The sequence below is a fragment of the Ruegeria sp. E5 genome, assembly GCF_056534105.1.
Genome location: NZ_JBQFPA010000001.1, coordinates 970,004 through 986,132 on the forward strand (window position 1 = coordinate 970,004; position 16,129 = coordinate 986,132).

General features: G+C 57.0%; 21 protein-coding genes and 1 tRNA gene. 8 read left to right on the top strand and 14 right to left on the bottom strand.

Features of this window, described 5'->3' with window-relative positions:
- Window positions 1-3: 3 nt before the first annotated feature.
- Window positions 4-333, bottom strand: coding sequence for a sarcosine oxidase subunit delta (locus ACR0BI_RS04900; protein ID WP_480561329.1), 330 nt, complete (start codon window positions 331-333; stop codon window positions 4-6).
- Between the two features lie 88 nt (window positions 334-421).
- A complete protein-coding gene (locus ACR0BI_RS04905; RefSeq protein WP_170422297.1) occupies window positions 422-1,666 on the bottom strand; it encodes a sarcosine oxidase subunit beta family protein in 1,245 nt (414 codons plus the stop codon).
- Window positions 1,667-1,844: 178 nt separating this feature from the next.
- On the opposite strand from ACR0BI_RS04905, the gene ccmI reads away from it, so the two are divergent.
- The 3 genes from ccmI to ACR0BI_RS04920 are packed head-to-tail and all read left to right on the top strand — an operon-like array spanning window position 1,845 to window position 3,777.
- Window positions 1,845-3,065 (top strand): c-type cytochrome biogenesis protein CcmI, encoded by a 1,221-nt coding sequence (gene ccmI / locus ACR0BI_RS04910; protein ID WP_480561328.1) that lies wholly within the window; start codon window positions 1,845-1,847, stop codon window positions 3,063-3,065.
- The gene (gene ruvX / locus ACR0BI_RS04915) at window positions 3,062-3,526 is read left to right on the top strand and encodes a Holliday junction resolvase RuvX (protein WP_170403288.1); all 465 of its coding nucleotides are present in this window, start codon (window positions 3,062-3,064) and stop codon (window positions 3,524-3,526) included. Before ccmI ends, ruvX begins: the two co-directional genes overlap by 4 nt.
- A gap of 17 nt (window positions 3,527-3,543) precedes the next feature.
- Window positions 3,544-3,777 (top strand): DUF1289 domain-containing protein, encoded by a 234-nt coding sequence (locus ACR0BI_RS04920; protein WP_170663723.1) that lies wholly within the window; start codon window positions 3,544-3,546, stop codon window positions 3,775-3,777.
- A gap of 490 nt (window positions 3,778-4,267) precedes the next feature.
- On the opposite strand, the gene ACR0BI_RS04925 is transcribed toward ACR0BI_RS04920, so the two are convergent.
- From ACR0BI_RS04925 to ACR0BI_RS04950, 6 genes are all read right to left on the bottom strand, one after another.
- The gene (locus ACR0BI_RS04925; protein WP_170396335.1) at window positions 4,268-4,996 is read right to left on the bottom strand and encodes a SpoIIAA family protein; all 729 of its coding nucleotides are present in this window, start codon (window positions 4,994-4,996) and stop codon (window positions 4,268-4,270) included.
- A 36-nt stretch (window positions 4,997-5,032) separates the two neighbouring features.
- Window positions 5,033-5,818, bottom strand: a complete 786-nt coding sequence (locus ACR0BI_RS04930; RefSeq protein WP_480561327.1) for a hypothetical protein — start codon at window positions 5,816-5,818, stop codon at window positions 5,033-5,035.
- Window positions 5,812-6,636: a sulfite exporter TauE/SafE family protein gene (locus ACR0BI_RS04935; protein WP_170396331.1), complete on the bottom strand. Its 825-nt coding sequence runs from the start codon at window positions 6,634-6,636 to the stop codon at window positions 5,812-5,814. The genes ACR0BI_RS04930 and ACR0BI_RS04935 overlap by 7 nt, the downstream gene beginning before the upstream one ends.
- A 28-nt stretch (window positions 6,637-6,664) precedes the next feature.
- Window positions 6,665-7,684 carry a tRNA dihydrouridine(20/20a) synthase DusA gene (dusA, locus tag ACR0BI_RS04940; protein ID WP_480561326.1) on the bottom strand — a complete coding sequence of 340 codons (1,020 nt, stop codon included), beginning with the start codon at window positions 7,682-7,684 and terminating at the stop codon, window positions 6,665-6,667.
- A 92-nt stretch (window positions 7,685-7,776) separates the two neighbouring features.
- Window positions 7,777-7,853, bottom strand: a tRNA-His gene (locus ACR0BI_RS04945).
- 47 nt (window positions 7,854-7,900) lie between these two features.
- Window positions 7,901-8,383, bottom strand: coding sequence for an N-acetyltransferase family protein (locus ACR0BI_RS04950; RefSeq protein ID WP_480561325.1), 483 nt, complete (start codon window positions 8,381-8,383; stop codon window positions 7,901-7,903).
- A gap of 78 nt (window positions 8,384-8,461) precedes the next feature.
- Between ACR0BI_RS04950 and ACR0BI_RS04955 the strand changes: the two genes are divergently transcribed.
- Window positions 8,462-8,650, top strand: coding sequence for a DUF6324 family protein (locus ACR0BI_RS04955; protein WP_170396325.1), 189 nt, complete (start codon window positions 8,462-8,464; stop codon window positions 8,648-8,650).
- Here ACR0BI_RS04955 and ACR0BI_RS04960 read toward each other — a convergent pair.
- Entirely contained in the window at window positions 8,647-9,066 is a 420-nt protein-coding gene (locus tag ACR0BI_RS04960) for an MmcB family DNA repair protein (protein WP_480436653.1), read from the bottom strand. The genes ACR0BI_RS04955 and ACR0BI_RS04960 overlap by 4 nt on opposite strands.
- Window positions 9,067-9,183: 117 nt before the next feature.
- Between ACR0BI_RS04960 and ACR0BI_RS04965 the strand changes: the two genes are divergently transcribed.
- A complete protein-coding gene (locus ACR0BI_RS04965; RefSeq protein ID WP_170396321.1) occupies window positions 9,184-9,504 on the top strand; it encodes a metalloregulator ArsR/SmtB family transcription factor in 321 nt (106 codons plus the stop codon).
- Window positions 9,501-9,926, top strand: coding sequence for an SRPBCC family protein (locus tag ACR0BI_RS04970; RefSeq protein ID WP_170626627.1), 426 nt, complete (start codon window positions 9,501-9,503; stop codon window positions 9,924-9,926). The genes ACR0BI_RS04965 and ACR0BI_RS04970 overlap by 4 nt, the downstream gene beginning before the upstream one ends.
- 215 nt (window positions 9,927-10,141) lie before the next feature.
- On the opposite strand, the gene ACR0BI_RS04975 is transcribed toward ACR0BI_RS04970, so the two are convergent.
- The 4 genes from ACR0BI_RS04975 to ribB are packed head-to-tail and all read right to left on the bottom strand — an operon-like array spanning window position 10,142 to window position 12,661.
- Window positions 10,142-10,447, bottom strand: a complete 306-nt coding sequence (locus tag ACR0BI_RS04975; protein WP_480561324.1) for a hypothetical protein — start codon at window positions 10,445-10,447, stop codon at window positions 10,142-10,144.
- A gap of 59 nt (window positions 10,448-10,506) precedes the next feature.
- Window positions 10,507-10,989, bottom strand: coding sequence for a transcription antitermination factor NusB (nusB, locus tag ACR0BI_RS04980; protein ID WP_170396315.1), 483 nt, complete (start codon window positions 10,987-10,989; stop codon window positions 10,507-10,509).
- Window positions 10,986-11,537 carry a 6,7-dimethyl-8-ribityllumazine synthase gene (locus ACR0BI_RS04985; protein ID WP_170396313.1) on the bottom strand — a complete coding sequence of 184 codons (552 nt, stop codon included), beginning with the start codon at window positions 11,535-11,537 and terminating at the stop codon, window positions 10,986-10,988. The genes nusB and ACR0BI_RS04985 overlap by 4 nt, the downstream gene beginning before the upstream one ends.
- A gap of 2 nt (window positions 11,538-11,539) precedes the next feature.
- Entirely contained in the window at window positions 11,540-12,661 is a 1,122-nt protein-coding gene (gene ribB / locus ACR0BI_RS04990; protein ID WP_170626626.1) for a 3,4-dihydroxy-2-butanone-4-phosphate synthase, read from the bottom strand.
- 319 nt (window positions 12,662-12,980) lie between these two features.
- Between ribB and ACR0BI_RS04995 the strand changes: the two genes are divergently transcribed.
- A complete protein-coding gene (locus tag ACR0BI_RS04995) occupies window positions 12,981-14,036 on the top strand; it encodes a phosphatase PAP2 family protein (RefSeq protein WP_480561323.1) in 1,056 nt (351 codons plus the stop codon).
- A 3-nt stretch (window positions 14,037-14,039) separates the two neighbouring features.
- On the opposite strand, the gene ACR0BI_RS05000 is transcribed toward ACR0BI_RS04995, so the two are convergent.
- Window positions 14,040-14,627, bottom strand: coding sequence for a riboflavin synthase (locus tag ACR0BI_RS05000; RefSeq protein ID WP_170396310.1), 588 nt, complete (start codon window positions 14,625-14,627; stop codon window positions 14,040-14,042).
- A 141-nt stretch (window positions 14,628-14,768) separates the two neighbouring features.
- Here ACR0BI_RS05000 and ACR0BI_RS05005 point away from each other — a divergent pair, with 141 nt between their 5' ends.
- Window positions 14,769-16,067, top strand: coding sequence for a capsular biosynthesis protein (locus ACR0BI_RS05005; RefSeq protein ID WP_170608903.1), 1,299 nt, complete (start codon window positions 14,769-14,771; stop codon window positions 16,065-16,067).
- The last annotated feature ends 62 nt before the right edge of the window (window positions 16,068-16,129 follow it).

Genomic DNA, 16,129 nt, shown 5'->3' on the forward strand with positions numbered 1-16,129 from the left:
GGATCATTTGTACTCTCTCCACGTCCAGCCGGGACGCTTGGCGTTGATGGCATCCTTGATCTCTTGCGGCGGCTCGGTTGTCTGCGCCGGATAGGTGCCGAAGACCTCAAGCGTGTTCGTACAGCGCGCGGCGTGGAACCACTTGCCGCACCCATTGGCATGGCGCCAGCGTTCGAAATGAACGCCCTTGGGGTTTTCGCGCATGAACAGGTAGTCGTGGAACTCATCATCTGACGAGCCCGGGCCATAACGCTTCAAATGCGCCTCGCCACCTGCAGCCAGTTCAGTTTCTTCGGCTTCGACGCCGCAATAGGGGCATTTCAAGATCAGCATGTGATCATCCTCTTGGCAGCAGGCGAGACGTATCTGCCTGCAGATTCTGCGTGACGGGCGTGCGAGATTTTTCGACGAAAAATCTTCATCAGTGCGCCACCCCGGCCGCGACGCTTTCGTCGATGAAGCGGCCTTCTTTGAAACGATCCAGCGAGAAGGCTTCGGTCAGTGGTGAATGCCCCGTGGCCATCAGCTGTGCCATGCCCCAGCCTGATCCCGGAATGGCCTTGAAGCCGCCGGTGCCCCAGCCTGCGTTGATAAAGCAGCCATTAAGCGGTGTTTTCGACAGGATGGGTGAACGGTCGCCGGTCATATCCACAATACCGCCCCACTGGCGCAGCATTTTCAGGCGCGAGATCATCGGGAAAGTTTCGACCAATGCGCGTACCGTTTCCTCGATATGGTGGAAGCTGCCGCGCTGGGTATAGTTGTTGAACCCGTCTGTGCCACCACCAATCACCATCTCGCCCTTGTCGGACTGAGACATGTAGCCGTGTACGGTGTTCGCCATCACAACGACATCCATACAGGGTTTGATCGGCTCGGACACCAACGCTTGCAGTGCAACGGCTTCCAGTGGCAGACGGAAGCCCGCCATCTCAGCCAACTGGCCAGAATGCCCCGCAACCACGATGCCCAGCTTGTCACAATCGATGGCACCTTTTGTGGTATCGACCCCGACAACACGACCGTTTTCGGACCGGACGCCGGTGACTTCGCATTTCTGGATGATGTCCATACCCATGGCCGAACATGCGCGGGCATAGCCCCATGCCACCGCATCATGGCGCGCGGTCCCACCACGTTCCTGCCAAAGCCCGCCCAGAACCGGATAGCGCGGACCTTCCAGATTAATGATCGGCACCAGTTCTTTCACACGCTCGGGCCCAATCCATTCGGTCTGAACACCCTGCAGCGCATTCGCATGCGCAGTACGCTGATAGCCGCGAATCTCGTGCTGGGTCTGCGCCAGCATGATTACGCCACGCGGGCTGAACATGATGTTATAGTTCAGCTCCTGGCTCAGATCTTCGTAGAGACCGCGCGCCTTTTCGTAAATCGCCGCTGACGGATCCTGCAGATAGTTCGATCGGATGATGGTCGTGTTCCGACCGGTGTTGCCACCGCCCAACCAGCCTTTTTCTATTACGGCAACGTTCTGGATGCCGTAGTTCTTGCCAAGATAGTAAGCTGTTGCCAGGCCGTGACCGCCGGCCCCGACGATAATGACGTCATAGCGCTTCTTAGGCTCCGGCGAACGCCATGCGCGCTCCCATCCGGTGTGATAGCGCAGCGCTTCGCGCGCTACAGCAAAGGCTGAGTAGTGTTTCATGTGCGAATCCGTCCGGTCTTCGATGATTGGGCGCAGGTATGCCGTGCCCGTACATTTTAACCCTGCCGCGCAACGCCGCAATAATGCACTATTGCGACATGAGCGCCCTTCGCGGCTATTTGTCCCTTTTTTCCATGCGCCGACAGGTCTAAGTCAGGGCAACCATTTTGGAGGGACCATGCCGTTCTGGGTTCTCATCTTCTTGATCGCGCTGCTGATCGCGATTTTCCTGGGTTACACGATGCTGCGCGGTCGTCGCGGCACCGGCCCGACAGCTGCTTATGATCTGCGGGTCTATCGTGAACAGCTAGCAGGCGTTGACAAAGACTTGGCGCGCGGCGTGATCGCGAAAGCTGATGCCGAGCGTGTACGCACGGAAATCTCGCGCCGTATCCTGGCCGCAGACGCGCAGATGCGCAATGAAGACAAAGGCACCGGGCCATCACGCTTGGTTACCATAATTGCGTTCCTCGCCATGGCCGCCGTTCTGGTTGGTGGCGGGTTGGCGATGTATCGCCAGTTGGGTGCTGCCGGTTTCCCTGACATGCCCCTTTCAATTCGTCTGGAAATGGCAGAAGACCTGCGCGAAAATCGACCCAGCCAGGCTGAGGCCGAGGGCATTGCCACACCGGTCCAGACGCCTCCGCTGGACGAAAGCTATGCAACTTTGCTGAACCGGCTGCGCGAAACAGTGGCCGAACGCCCCGATGATCTGCAAGGCCATACCCTGCTGGCACAGCATGAAACCAACGCGGGGAACTTCAAAGCAGGGTATGAGGCACAAACCCGTGTGATCGAACTGTCGGGTGACAACGCGTCGGCTCAGGCCTATTCGGATCAGGCAGAGATGATGATTTTGGCCGCTGGCGGCTACGTCTCACCGGAAGCGGAAGCCGCCTTGCGACAGGCGCTTGAGCGCAATCAGCGCTTGGGTCCTGCCCGGTATTATTGGGGGCAGATGCTGGCACAGACCGGGCGGCCTGATATGGCCTATCGCGTTTGGGTCGAAACCCTTAACGACGCCCCGGCTGGCGCCCCATGGGCGAATGCCATCCGGTCACAGATCGATGAATTGGCATTCCGCGCAGGCGTGTTTAACACACCCGACTTTTCTGCTGCATCCGGCCCTAGCCAGGACGATGTAAATGCCGCTGCCGAGATGTCGCCAGAAGAACGACAAGAAATGATCCGCGGCATGGTCGATGGCCTTTCGGACCGCCTTGCGACCGAGGGCGGGACACCCGAGGAGTGGGCACGCCTGATTGCCGCCCTGGGCGTGCTGGGCGAAGGCCAACGCGCCATCAAAATCAGGAACGAAGCCAAGGAAGTATTTGCGGGTAACGCTGAAGCGTTGGAGATGATCGACGCTGCCGCGCTGCAGGCCGGAATCGCTCAATGATCCACGACGCGTTCGAAGACTTCGCAGCATCCCTGCCCCCAATGTCAGCCCTGATGGGGCTGGATCTGGGAGAAAAGACCATCGGCGTTTCCGTCTCGGACCGGATGCGCGGCGTGGCCACCCCGCTTGAGACGGTACGACGCAAGAAATTCACACTGGATTCCGCGCGTTTGATCGAGATTGTGACCGAGCGTGAGATCGGCGGCATTATCCTCGGACTGCCGCGCAACATGGATGGCAGCGAAGGGCCGCGCTGCCAGTCAACCCGCGCCTTCGCACGAAACATGACCCGCTTGACCGATCTGCCCATCGGTTTCTGGGACGAACGACTAAGCACCGTTGCGGCAGAAAAAGCACTGCTTGAGGCGGATACGACACGAAAACGTCGCGGACAGGTTATTGATCACGTAGCGGCAGGTTATATTCTGCAAGGCGCGCTGGACAGACTGCGCTTTCTTTGACGGATCGGAAAACGCCCATGACGAATATGGTTTGGAAACGGGACGAGGTCGAAAGCCCTTGCATCCAAATCTGCGTCGTTCATCCGACCGAACGTATCTGCACCGGCTGCTACCGCACCATTGACGAGATCACGCGCTGGTCAAAGATGGACAGCACCGAACGGGCCGAAATCATGCAGGATCTGCCGGAACGCAAACCCCGTCTGGCAAAGCGCCGTGGTGGCCGTGCCGCCCGGCTGCATGGGTCCTGATCCGCAAGCCTAGTATTTTGGTCTCCGCGTAGGCTTAAGATCACTCAGAGATTCGTGATCCCTCAATTCAGAACCGAACAGTTTAACCAGCTCGTTCTGGGTTGTCGTCTTGGCAGGTCGCGGGCGCAACTCAGCTTCCAACTCATGGCTTTCAGCCTGTTCGGGAGTGTCCTTCGAAAGAATGCGCTTTAGTACTGAGCGAAAAATCATTGCTCTTCCAATATGTAATAAACGACGCGCCACTGCGGGACCGTTCCGAACACCGAGGGGGAAGAGTCCGGAAGCTGTGTTTGAGTGAGTGGTGGCCCACAGCGACGCGAAACAGCTTGTTGCCTCTCCCTCTAAATCCGGGACAGGTAAGGACTTTTTAAGTTATTTGACCGACCAGTCAATAATAGCGCTAACTTAAAGTTGCATTCCGTAACGTCAACGCAAAAAAGAACAATGCCTATGATTACAAGGCATTGTTTCTGAACCATTTTTAGAGCATTTAGCCAGTCGCAAGCCAGGTTTTTGCATTCTCGTATTCCTCAGCCGGGAAATACTGGGTCCGCGTTCCCAGAACATGGCTGGCCATGCGTTGCGCCATTTTTTGCCATGTCTTGTCACCGACAATCGCTGCACGATCCAGCATCCCAATATGACCAGCCGCCAGTCTGAAATGGGCTGCCATTGCAGTCAGACCCTGCCAACCATCGAACTCGCGCAGATCGATCAACAAGCGAAACCCGTCACGTTCGCGCAACAGCGCATCAAGATCGGTTTGAGCCTGACCGTATTCCTGCGAATCCAGTTTGCCCATCAGGCTGATCTGCACGCAAGGTCCGCCCAGATCCGTCACGTGGATCGCCCCGAGAGATTCGCGCATCCAGCGACGCGCTTCCTCCACCTCATCCATTCCAAAAACGTGCACCGGGCAAGGCAGGATCGGGGCAGCCAGGCGGACGCTTGTTTGCACCCATCCCTGGTCCGCCACAACGCCAATCCGGTCGAATCCGCGCCAATGGCTGAGCCCCAACTTGGTATCAGACCATGCGGCACCCAGATCATATCCCTTGAACTCGGACCCAACGATCGCCAGCAGTCGTATTGCGTCGTGCTCTTCCAATGCGGCCTCAATAGCGGGAACAAGCGTGCTCGCGTAATCTGCGCTAGTGACCTCGCCCGAAAGCTCGACCTCAATAAGGGCACCATCTGCATTCGTGTGAACCGTAATCATCGAACCAACTCTCCAAAGCCAAACAATGGCAGGAGGTTACGGGGATTCGAGCCATTGCGCTACACCACCAGGCAACTGAGGGCGGAAATAGGCGATCATCCGTCCATCCGGTCCAGCGCTGGCATTCGGACCCCATGGTGCAACACCATGCAGACAGTGGCGGTGCAACAGATAGGCTTCGCCTGGGCGTGCTGGTAGTTCGAGGCGCGGACAGGTCTCGAATACTTCGCGGCGCGCAGCCTGATAGACATCTGTGATATCGGCCTCGCCCAATTCATGCCGCGGCACCTTCTTCATCGCGGACCGAAAAGCATCGCCGAGGGTTTTGTGGCTTCCCTCCCACAGCACCATTGGTGCTGCGTCCACACTGGCCTCGGTAAGTGGGATACCCAATATCCAGGCATGAGGTTCATCCACCCGCCGTCGTCGATCAGGGCCAGCTGGCTTGAGCCCGTCCACATGCGCCGCATCTCGCCGCGCACGATACCGCGCCGCAGCCTCGCTTTCGCCACACCGGGGTTGAGGGTAGCCCGGATATATTACCGACACCTGCCCTTTGTGCAGATCAATCGATCCAAACTGCTGGTGTGCCAGTTCGATGGCCGCGCCCGCCAGTGCAGGCGAACCCGCGACCCTGCCCTGCGCATCATTGTCCAGTGCATCAACGCCAATGAACCACGTGCCATCGCAATCGTGCCAAGCTGCATGAGCCGGATCGCTGACGGACGCACGCGCAGTGGGAAGAGCGTGCGCCACCCAATCCGCCAACGCTCCATCATAAGGAAACTTTACCCAACCTAGCTCGTAAAACGACGCTACCACCCCAACGCCTTTCTCAGCATATTCAGAGCAACCAGGGTAAGGAATACCGCGAAGACCCGCCTGAGCGGCTTCGGATCCATCGCATGCGCCAGCTTAACGCCCCACGGGGCGGTGATCATAGTCATCGCAACGACGATACCGAAAGCCACCAGATTGACCGCGCCAATGGTCAGCGGCGGGCGATGCTCCGGAGCGATGTTGAGAAACAAAAAACCAAGCACCGACGGTACAGCGATGATCACGCCAAAGCCCGCTGCGGTCGCAACCGCCCGGTGGATCGGAGTGTTATAAAGGCTCATCAATGGAACGCCGAAACTGCCCCCGCCAATTCCCATCAGTACCGACAGAAACCCGACCGAAGGCGAAAGCACAGCGCGGCGCAATCCCTTGGGCATTGCATCCCCCAACCTCCACTCGGATTTTCCCAAACCAAGATAGACGCCGATGACCATGCCAAGCATGCCGAACAGCGCCTGCAAAAACTCTGTCCTCAGAGCTGAAGCCACCAGAACACCGATCACCGCACCCACCGCTATGCCTGGCCCCCAGCCGCGCAGGATGCCCCAATCCACCGCGCCTTTCTTGTTATGGCTAAGAACCGATCGGATCGACGTTACAATGATCGTCGCCAGCGAAGTTGCGAGGCATAGCTGCATCAGCTGAGGCCCGCCATATCCAAGTGTCTGAAACGCATAGAAAAACGCGGGCACCAGAACGATTCCACCGCCAACGCCCAAAAGTCCAGCCAATACCCCGGCCAAAGCGCCGATCACAAGCAAAAGGCCCAGCATCTGGGCCAGCAACATCGTCTCGGGCATCATTCCCCCATAGCGGCTCGAAGCCGTCTTAGCCTACCTGTTCCACCTGCGATAGCGCAGCGACAGAGTCCAGAGCCTGCAGGATCACTTCTGTGCCGGCATTCTCGCGCACAGCACCTTCGGAGAGCATCCGCCGCCATCCCCGCGCACCGGGACGCCCCGCGAACAGGCCCAGCATGTGCCGCGTGATCTGGTGCAATCGACCACCGTCGACAAGATGCGCCTCGACATAGGGCAGCATATTTTGCACCACTTCAATGGGATCCGCGACGCTGCCCGTTCCAAAGATCAACGGGTCCGCAGCCGCCAGAATATCTGTCGGTTGGTGATAGGCGGCACGACCGATCATGACACCATCAAGCCCAGCCTCCAGATGCTGTTGCGCCTGAGTAAGCGACGTAATGCCACCATTGATCGAGATGTGCATGTCCGAAAAATCAGCCTTCATCCGATGCACCAGATCATAATCCAGTGGCGGGATATCTCTGTTTTCCTTGGGACTTAACCCCTGCAACCAAGCTTTGCGCGCATGGATCGTGACACGTTGGCATCCGGCCTTGCGAATTTGATCGAGGAATGCAGGTAGCACTTCTGAAGGTTCCTGTTCGTCAACACCGATACGGCATTTCACCGTGACTTCGACCTTCACTGCCTCGCGCATCGCCGCAACGCATTCCGCGACCTTTTCGGGTGCGCGCATCAATATCGCACCAAATGTCCCTGATTGCACCCGGTCAGACGGACACCCACAGTTCAAGTTGATCTCGTCATATCCGGCTTCAGCGCCCAGCATGGCCGCCTGCGCCAATTCCTGCGGGTCAGAACCCCCTAGCTGCAACGCAACCGGGTGCTCCTGAGGATTAAAGTCCAGCAGATGCAGCGCGCCGCCGCGCACCAAAGCAGGCGCTGTGACCATTTCAGTATAAAGCAAGGTCTCAGAACTCAGCAAACGATGCAGAAACCGGCAATTCTTGTCGGTCCAATCCATCATCGGCGCGACAGAAAGTCTCGCACTTCTACGGATGTCTACAGGTTTCTTATCCGGCATATCTTGCTCATGTCATCGGAACGCAGCTTTCGCCAAGTACCGGGTATACAGAAAGACCTGCAACCGGCAAACCGTTCTTGGGTTTTGGGAGATGGTACCGCCTCCCTGGCTTGAACAGGGGACCTCTGGATCCACAATCCAGCGCTCTAACCAACTGAGCTAAGGCGGCACTTGTGAGGGGCGATTTAGCGAAGGCGTACGGGGATTGCAAGGGGATTAAAGCTGAATTCGCCAGCTTTGTTCGACCAGATCGACACCGAAGGAATGCACCGGCTTGCTGTCGACAAGCTCCCACCCAAACGTACGATACAGCCCGCAAGCGGCGGCGTGACTCTCATGGGTCCACAGCACCATCTGGCGATATCCTGCGTCGCGGGCGAAACCCATGCAGGCAGTCAGTAGCCGCTTGCCCAGCCCCTGTCCACGAGCCTCGGGCAGCAGCAGAAACAACCGCAGCTTGGCGGTTTGATCATCCAGCCTGACACAGAAAATACTACCCAAACGATCCCCGTCGCACTCGGCGATCCAGCCTTGTTCGCAAGTTGGATCATGATCCGCGATGAATTCCGTCAGAATGCGGGCAACCAGCGGGCCGAAACTGTCATCAAACCCTTCGTCGCGGGAATAAAGCACTCCATGCTGTTCAACCAGCCACGGCGCATCCTCGGCGCGGAAAGGTCTGAGCGTTGCCGTCTCCATGCCCTATCTGAACTCATAGTCGGCTTGATTCTCAACCCATCGCGCGTTAGCACCAAAGCGCATTTCCCGGAGGCGAACATGAGCATCAATACCGAACGCGATATCGAAGCGAACCTGCAGATCGGCCCCACCGATCATGGTATGGTGCGGCTGTTCATTGAAGGTGCCGGTATTGAGATTCCAATGGATTTCGACCCCGAAGAGGCCGAAGAAATCGCCGAGGAAATCCGCGCCGCAGCCCAAGCCGCGCGCGCCATCAAAAGCTAAACCCTGGGGTCGCGCAAGGCCTGCAACCGACGTGCAGAATCCATCGCGAATTTCTGAACCATCTTTTTGCGCCGCGCCGGGGCCAGCTTGCTTTCTGGCCCCATACGGATGATTTCGGCATCATAGGCATCGGCGATGATCAAGCCTGTTTCCGCAGGCAGAAGCTCGGTCGGGAAATCCGTATCAACCGCCCAAAAGAATCGGTCACACCAGTCAAGATAGCCCTGCCATTTGGAATCCGACTGATAATCGGCGCGGCTGGATTTACACTCGACCACCCAAATCTCACCCTTTGGGCCCAACCCCATCACATCGACCCGCAGCCCTCGGGTAGGGACAAATTCTTCAATCGAAACATAGCCGTGGGTCAACAAGTGACGCGAAACACCACGGGCCAGCTTCTGTCCAGGCTGCATAATTAGTGTCATTCCGAGAATGTGAACAATTCATGAACAAAAATCAAGCAGCTTGACATAGTACCATTTGGTATCGCAATAATATGAAACCAAATGGTATCTAATAAGAGGTGCCCGATGAATACACAGACCCAAAACGCATTTCGCGCCCTGGCGGACCCGACCCGCCGCGACATCGTTCAGATGCTAGCAGCGCAGGATATGACGATCGCTCAACTAACCGAACGTTTCGACATGACCCGCGCGGCCGTCAAAAAGCATCTGACCGTTTTGTCCGACGGAGGATTGATCACCGTCGAAGCTCGTGGACGCGAACGCATCAATCGCCTTGAACCCAAAGGAATGGCTCCGGTTCTGGACTGGCTCAGCTACTTCGACCGGTTCTGGGATGATCGCCTCGCAAATCTGAAAAAAGCTATCGAAGGGAATAAGAAATGACAGACGCAGTTTTGCAGAAAACAATCTTTCTCCGCGCCACACCGGAAGTCGTTTGGGACTATTTGACTGATCCCGACCGGTTGGCCGAGTGGTTTCACAAACCCGAACGTCCCCTTGCTGCTGGACAAAAGCTTGAGATGTTCGGGACGACCAGTGGCGACCTTCTGATTTGGGGTGAAGTGCGTGAAGCGAGACGTCCAGAGTATCTTGAATATACATTCACCATAAAACCGATGGGCGGCGCCGAAAGTGTGGTCAAGTGGACGCTGGAACCCGTCGCCGGCGGTACACGCCTTGGACTGCTGCACGAGGGCTTACCTCAAGGGGCTGACGCCTTTGGCCTGATCCTTTCGCTGGATGACGGATGGGATGAACATTTCGGCAAGATGCGCACCGCATTGCACGAAACTGTTGATGCTTAACCCCTTGTGCGAACCTGCTTCAGGCCCTACTTAGGCCCGTGGCGGGTTCTGCCCTTCTTGTGACAGGTAGCATTCTGGTGGCCTTAAGCAATTCCGAGGGGGCTGGCTCTGTTCAGGTCCTGGCCTGATTACCTGGCGCCCACCTGTACATACAGGTCCTCGGGAATCAAACCGCACGGTTGACTGGTGGTCCCGCCACATATTTACCTAATAAATCAGCGCCCTGCGCGCACTTCCTGTTTGATCGGCGCAGGCCTCAAACCATGAGCAATCGGTGTTCCACCACGTGGTTTGTTCGGCTTCTCAGCCATGCACATGATCGCATAGGCGAACTGCACACCCGCAAAGACGATCCCGTTCATGAACCAGATCATGGCCAACGCGATCAGACCAATTTCCGAACTGGTGATCAGATGCCGTAGATTGGCCACGTTGAGCGCCAGCAGCACCCCGACAAAGACGGCCGAGATCACAAAGCCCCAGATGACTTGCGTAATGTAGAGACGGACCAGTTTGGGCATGGCGAACCTCCTTGCGCTGTGATGGTGAGTCTAGCGCATGCAGGGTCGCGGTAAAGGCGTCAGAACGCCTCGGGCTGGGCTTCGCGCGCCATGTGATCCAACACAGCGTTCACGAATTTGGGCTCTTTGCCTTCCGGGAAGAACGCACGTGCGACATCGACGAATTCGGTGATCACGACCTTTGGCGGCGTGTCGCTCTGGGTCAACTCAGCCCCGGCCGCGCGAAACACAGCGCGCAGGGTCGGATCGATGCGCGCAATGGGCCATTTGGCGACCAATGCACGATCGGTCATCTGGTCGATGGTGGCCTGATAGTTCACGGCGTCATCCACCAACTTACGGAAGACACTGATATCGCCATCCAGCATCTCATCCCCCTCGTAGACCGCGCCAAACCGATGATCCAGAAACTCATTCACAACCTGTTCAGTCGTCTGGCCCGACTGCTCCATCTGGAACAGTGCCTGCACGGCATAAAGCCGGGCGGCGGATTTCATAAGGCGTTTCTGGTTGGCCGGTTTCGGCGCGTCTGTCTGGGTCATGCTGTCGTGGGTCCGTTGCTGTCGCCCGCCACAAGGATGGACTCGGACGGTGGCTTGAAGCCCACGCCCTTTTTGGAAGAGCCCCACTTACGGCTGAGCGCGATCAGATGCAAGGCCGCAGCCGCCGCTCCACCGCCTTTATTCATCTTTTCGGGGTTTGCTCGTACCTCGGCCTGTTCGTCGTTTTCGACAGTCAGGATGCCATTGCCGATCAGCAGGCCCTGCAGGCCCATCAACTGGATTGCACGGCTAGAGTCGTTGCAGACGGTTTCATAATGCGTCGTCTCGCCCCGAATGACACAGCCCAACGCGACATAGCCGTCGTAGTTGCACTGACGGTCGGCCATGGCGATTGTGGTCGGGATTTCCAGCGCACCGGGCACTTCGACCACGTCGCAGGTTCCGCCTGCGGCCTCGATCTCAGCCTTGGCACCAGCGACCATGTTGTCGGCGATGGCACGGTAGAACGGAGCCACCACCAGCAGCAGTTTCACCGGCTTGTCGAAGCTGGGAGTCGGCAGAATGCCATGTTTGTCTTTTTCAGCCATTATCAGTCTTCCTTGAGGATCGAGCGGGTGCCGACGATTGACAGTCCAAACGCGTCGAGCCCCAGATACACGGTTTCAGGCGAGTCTGTCAGCAACACCAGTTCCTGAATACCCATCTTGGACAGAATCTGCGCACCCAGACCGGTTTGCTTGATCGTGCGCGGGCCTTCGTCGTCTGCGGCATACAGCGAATTTCGCGGCTGACGGAAAAGGCAAACGACGCCGCGCCCCTCTTCGGCGATCTTTTCCATCGCGCGGGGCAGCTCTCGTGAAGATTTCGGGCCAAGACCCAGAATATCGGGCGCTTCATGCAGGGCGTGGGTCCGGGTCAGGACCGGCTCGGGCGTTGTGATGTCGCCCTTGATCATGACAACGTGTTCGATACCGTGGGTCTGGTCGGTGAAAATCCGCATCTCCCACGCGCCACCATATTCTGATGTCACCATCTCGCGCGAAGTTTCCACAACCAGATTGTCGTTGCGTGAGCGATAGGCGATCAGATCACTGATCGTGCCGATCTTCATGTCATGCTCTTTGGCGAAGGCGACCAGATCAGGCAGGCGCGCCATTGTGCCATCGGGCTTCATGATCTCGCAGATCACGCCCGAGGGGTTCAGCCCGGCAAGACGCGAGATATCAACGGCGGCCTCGGTATGCCCCGCCCGCACCAATACCCCGCCCCTTTTGGCGCGCAAGGGGAAGACATGGCCTGGGGTCGCTATGTGAGCCATAGTGTTTTGCTCGTTGATCGCGGTCGCCACCGTTAGTGCGCGATCAGCGGCCGATATTCCCGTCGAAACTCCCTCGCGGGCTTCTATCGACACGGTGAAGGCTGTCTCATGACGCGACGAGTTGTTCACCGCCATCATCGGCAGGCCCAGACTGTCGATCCGTTCCGCCGTCATCGGCAGGCAGATCAACCCGCGCCCATGGGTCGCCATGAAATTGATCGCCTCCGCGTCAGCGAACTCGGCCGCGATCACCAGATCACCCTCATTCTCGCGGTCCTCATGATCCACAAGAATGTACATCCGGCCCTTTCGGGCCTCGTCTATGATTTCCTCGATCGGACTGATCGCCTCGCGCAATTGGGCCTCTACCGGTCCGGGGGTTTCAAAACTCATAGGGCAGCCTTTCGCACAACGGGTTTGAATGGCGGGATAGACCAGAGTGGACGCAAAGACCAGCCTGTAAGCACTGTGAGATAGATTGATATGCCCAGCGCTATAGGGCCAGCGATGAAATCTGGTGCCAACTCAGTTTACCAATCCTATGCGCCAGTTTTGACTTAGGCCTTTTCTGAGCATTGTTGCCAATAGCTGAACCTTTAGGCCGGTTGCGTGAACTTTGTCCACAAATTGCCCCAATTGGGCCCTTGGATCGCCTGATATCCTGGGCACCAGTCATTGTATAATGTCCTAGCTAGACGAGAATTTGAGCCCAGTGTCTAAGACCGCTGATCTGCCCGCTGCAAATTTCGTGCGTGTAAGCGCCCTTCGGCGAAACAGGCTGCTGCTATCACTCATTGCACTGCAGATGGTCAATGCCATTGCCGTTAGCATCTATGTAGGACGGTCATATTGGGATTTTTCGACCTCTTCCCTGATTGTCATCTCAGTTCGTCTGCTTGGTTTCATGTTCGCAAATTTCGTACTTTGGCGACTTGGCGTTGCCATGTTCGTCGTGCGACCCAAAAAGCCAATTCAATGGATGTTGCAAGATCTGCGATCCAAAGTGGCAGATGTTGAAAAAGCGACCGATGCGGTTATCTGCTTTCTCAGCATCGTCGCTCTTATCCTGACCTATACCTTCCTGAAGAACGAAATACATGCTGTGAATCCGACACTCTGGGATGAGCAATTTGTACAATGGGACCGGTTTCTGCACGGCGGCGTCGATCCGTGGACCTTGCTATGGCCCATTTTGGGATCCCCGATCGTAACCACTGCGATAAATGGCGCCTATCACATCTGGTTTCCCATGATTTACATCGCGGTTTGCGTCGCCTGTCTGGACCGCAGTGACCCGAACCGCAGCACCGTTTTTCTGGTAGCGTTTGCTCTGTGCTGGTTTGTAGGCGGCAATGTGATTGCAACCATCTTTGCCTCGGTTGGTCCCGTTTACTACGAACCCTTCAATCTTGGCTCTGACTTCGTTCCGCAGATGGAGTTGTTACGCAAATCACACGAAATCAGCCCGGTCTGGGCGCTGAATGTGCATGAAATGCTGTTGGATGGTTATCGGAATAATGGGCTAGCAGGCGGAATCTCGGCGATGCCCAGCATGCATGTTGCCTCTACTGTGCTGCTGGCGTTCTACGGCTTCACCTATTCGCGTTGGCTCGGCTGGGCGCTGTCGGTGTTTGCCTTCATCATCTTATTAGGCTCGGTTCACCTCGCCTGGCACTACGCCATCGACGGGTATGTCTCAATCCTGCTGGCTTCATGCTTCTGGTGGCTGTCCAAGAGGCTGACGGCCAAATTTGGACCTTCCACCTGAAGGTCAGGACATCTCGGCCAGTCGCGCGACGTATCGGGCCAGAGTATCGATCTCAAGGTTCACGCGATCACCAACCGAGACGTCACCCCATGTGGTGACCTCTTTGGTGTGGGGAATGAAGTTGATACCAAAGTCACACCCGTCCACATCATTAACCGTCAGCGATGTGCCGTTCAGCGCGACGGACCCTTTCGGAGCGATAAACCGGGCCAGATTGGCCGGCGCCCGCAATGTCACCCGCGTGCTGTCACCCTCGTCTATCACAGAGACCACCTCTGCCACGCCATCCACGTGGCCCGAGACGATGTGCCCTCCCAATTCATCCCCGACTTTCAAGGCACGTTCCAGATTGACGCGCTTGCCCACCTGCCAACTGTCCAGATTGGTTTTCGAAACCGTCTCAGCGCTGATCTGCACATCATACCAATCATCGCCCAACGCGATGACGGTTAGGCAGACGCCATCACTTGCGATTGAAGCGCCAATATCAATGCCCGCCGTTTCATAGCTTGTCTTGATCCGTGCCCGCAGGTCGCCCTGCTGGTCCAGTTCGGTAACGGTGCCAATATCGGTGACGATCCCTGTGAACATATCATTAACCCTCTGAACCTAGCTTCAATAGCCGAGGTAAAGGCACGCAGCTCTACCGGCAAGCCCTGCCTTGCCGTGAAAACGACAAAGAGGCATAATTTTATACAAACGCACCACAAGGCCACTAGACGAGCAGATTGCATGGCACCCTTGACCGCTTGCCCCGACCAGCGTGTGTTCCTGTTTCTACAGGGACCGCATGGTCCGTTCTTTAACGCGCTTGGTCGGATGCTGCGGGCTGCGGGTGCTCAGGTCTGGCGGGTCGGCTTCAACGCGGGCGATCAGGCTTTCTGGGGCGACAAATCCAGTTACATTCCATATCGCGGCGCGCCAGATGATTGGCCGGAGACCTTAAGCGAATTGCTCACCCACTATGATGTGACCGATATCGTGCTCTATGGCGACACCCGGCCCGTGCATGCACGAGCAGTTGAGATTGCCAAAGCACACGGGATCACGGTTCATGTGTTTGAAGAAGGCTACCTGCGCCCATGGTGGGTGACGTATGAACGAAACGGGTCGAACGGAAACTCACGCCTGATGGAACTGGATGTGGCGCAGATGCGGACGGCGCTGGAACAGTCCGAAGGGCACGCACCCCCACCGCCTTCCCATTGGGGCGATATGCGCCAGCACATCTTTTACGGTGCCCTCTATCACTGGTTTGTGCTGTTTCTGAACCGCAGATATCAGAAATTCCGACCCCATCGAGAGCTGCCGGTCTCGAAAGAGTTTCGTCTATACTTCAAACGCCTGACACTGATGCCCATTCACAGGCTACAGCGGGGCTGGGCCACAGCTCAGGTCAGGTGGAGCGGTTTTCCCTATCACCTTGTGCTGTTGCAATTGGGGCATGACAGCTCGGTCCAATATCACTCGGATTTTTCCGGTATGTCCGATTTTCTCGAACAAGTGATCGCCGGATTCGCCAAAGGCGCCCCTGCGCATCACCACCTTGTCATCAAGGAACACCCGCTTGAGAACCACCGTGAACCGCTGCGGCTGCGGGCGCGCCAGCTTGCAGCACAGCACGGCATCACAAACCGAATTCACTATGTGCCCGGTGGTAAGCTGGCCAGGTTGCTAGACGATGCAAAATCCGCCGTGACGGTGAATTCCACGGCAGGCCAGCAGGTTCTATGGCGTGGCATACCTTTGCGAATTTTTGGGCAGTCGGTTTATGACAAGCCCGAATTCGTATCTCGGCAATCGATTGAGGCATTCTTTGCCCAGCCAGATGCCCCGGGCGGCAAGGCCTATCGGGCCTATCGCCAATTTCTTCTGGAAACCTGCCAAGTCCCCGGGGGGTTCTATTCTCGCCAAGGGCGTCGTCAATTGCTGCGGCGGGCGGCTGACATGATGCTATCGGCTCAGGACCCCTATCAAGGGTTGCTCTCCGATAAAGAGGCCACAACGCCACAGTTGCGCGTTGTTGAATGATCGCGGGCAACCTGCTGCTGGATGTTTCGAAGCGATGCGGGTAACCTTCACAAAACAAAGAC

Excerpts from the sequence above, each read along its gene's own strand:
- ACR0BI_RS04900 (WP_480561329.1), bottom strand. The coding sequence starts at position 333 with ATGCTGATCTTGAAATGCCCCTATTGCGGCGTCGAAGCCGAAGAAACT.
- ACR0BI_RS04905 (WP_170422297.1), bottom strand. The coding sequence starts at position 1,666 with ATGAAACACTACTCAGCCTTTGCTGTAGCGCGCGAAGCGCTGCGCTAT.
- ccmI (WP_480561328.1), top strand. The coding sequence starts at position 1,845 with ATGCCGTTCTGGGTTCTCATCTTCTTGATCGCGCTGCTGATCGCGATT.
- ruvX (WP_170403288.1), top strand. The coding sequence starts at position 3,062 with ATGATCCACGACGCGTTCGAAGACTTCGCAGCATCCCTGCCCCCAATG.
- ACR0BI_RS04920 (WP_170663723.1), top strand. The coding sequence starts at position 3,544 with ATGACGAATATGGTTTGGAAACGGGACGAGGTCGAAAGCCCTTGCATC.
- ACR0BI_RS04925 (WP_170396335.1), bottom strand. The coding sequence starts at position 4,996 with ATGATTACGGTTCACACGAATGCAGATGGTGCCCTTATTGAGGTCGAG.
- ACR0BI_RS04935 (WP_170396331.1), bottom strand. The coding sequence starts at position 6,636 with ATGCCCGAGACGATGTTGCTGGCCCAGATGCTGGGCCTTTTGCTTGTG.
- dusA (WP_480561326.1), bottom strand. The coding sequence starts at position 7,684 with ATGCCGGATAAGAAACCTGTAGACATCCGTAGAAGTGCGAGACTTTCT.
- ACR0BI_RS04950 (WP_480561325.1), bottom strand. The coding sequence starts at position 8,383 with ATGGAGACGGCAACGCTCAGACCTTTCCGCGCCGAGGATGCGCCGTGG.
- ACR0BI_RS04955 (WP_170396325.1), top strand. The coding sequence starts at position 8,462 with ATGAGCATCAATACCGAACGCGATATCGAAGCGAACCTGCAGATCGGC.
- ACR0BI_RS04960 (WP_480436653.1), bottom strand. The coding sequence starts at position 9,066 with ATGCAGCCTGGACAGAAGCTGGCCCGTGGTGTTTCGCGTCACTTGTTG.
- ACR0BI_RS04965 (WP_170396321.1), top strand. The coding sequence starts at position 9,184 with ATGAATACACAGACCCAAAACGCATTTCGCGCCCTGGCGGACCCGACC.
- ACR0BI_RS04970 (WP_170626627.1), top strand. The coding sequence starts at position 9,501 with ATGACAGACGCAGTTTTGCAGAAAACAATCTTTCTCCGCGCCACACCG.
- ACR0BI_RS04975 (WP_480561324.1), bottom strand. The coding sequence starts at position 10,447 with ATGCCCAAACTGGTCCGTCTCTACATTACGCAAGTCATCTGGGGCTTT.
- nusB (WP_170396315.1), bottom strand. The coding sequence starts at position 10,989 with ATGACCCAGACAGACGCGCCGAAACCGGCCAACCAGAAACGCCTTATG.
- ACR0BI_RS04985 (WP_170396313.1), bottom strand. The coding sequence starts at position 11,537 with ATGGCTGAAAAAGACAAACATGGCATTCTGCCGACTCCCAGCTTCGAC.
- ribB (WP_170626626.1), bottom strand. The coding sequence starts at position 12,661 with ATGAGTTTTGAAACCCCCGGACCGGTAGAGGCCCAATTGCGCGAGGCG.
- ACR0BI_RS05000 (WP_170396310.1), bottom strand. The coding sequence starts at position 14,627 with ATGTTCACAGGGATCGTCACCGATATTGGCACCGTTACCGAACTGGAC.
- ACR0BI_RS05005 (WP_170608903.1), top strand. The coding sequence starts at position 14,769 with ATGGCACCCTTGACCGCTTGCCCCGACCAGCGTGTGTTCCTGTTTCTA.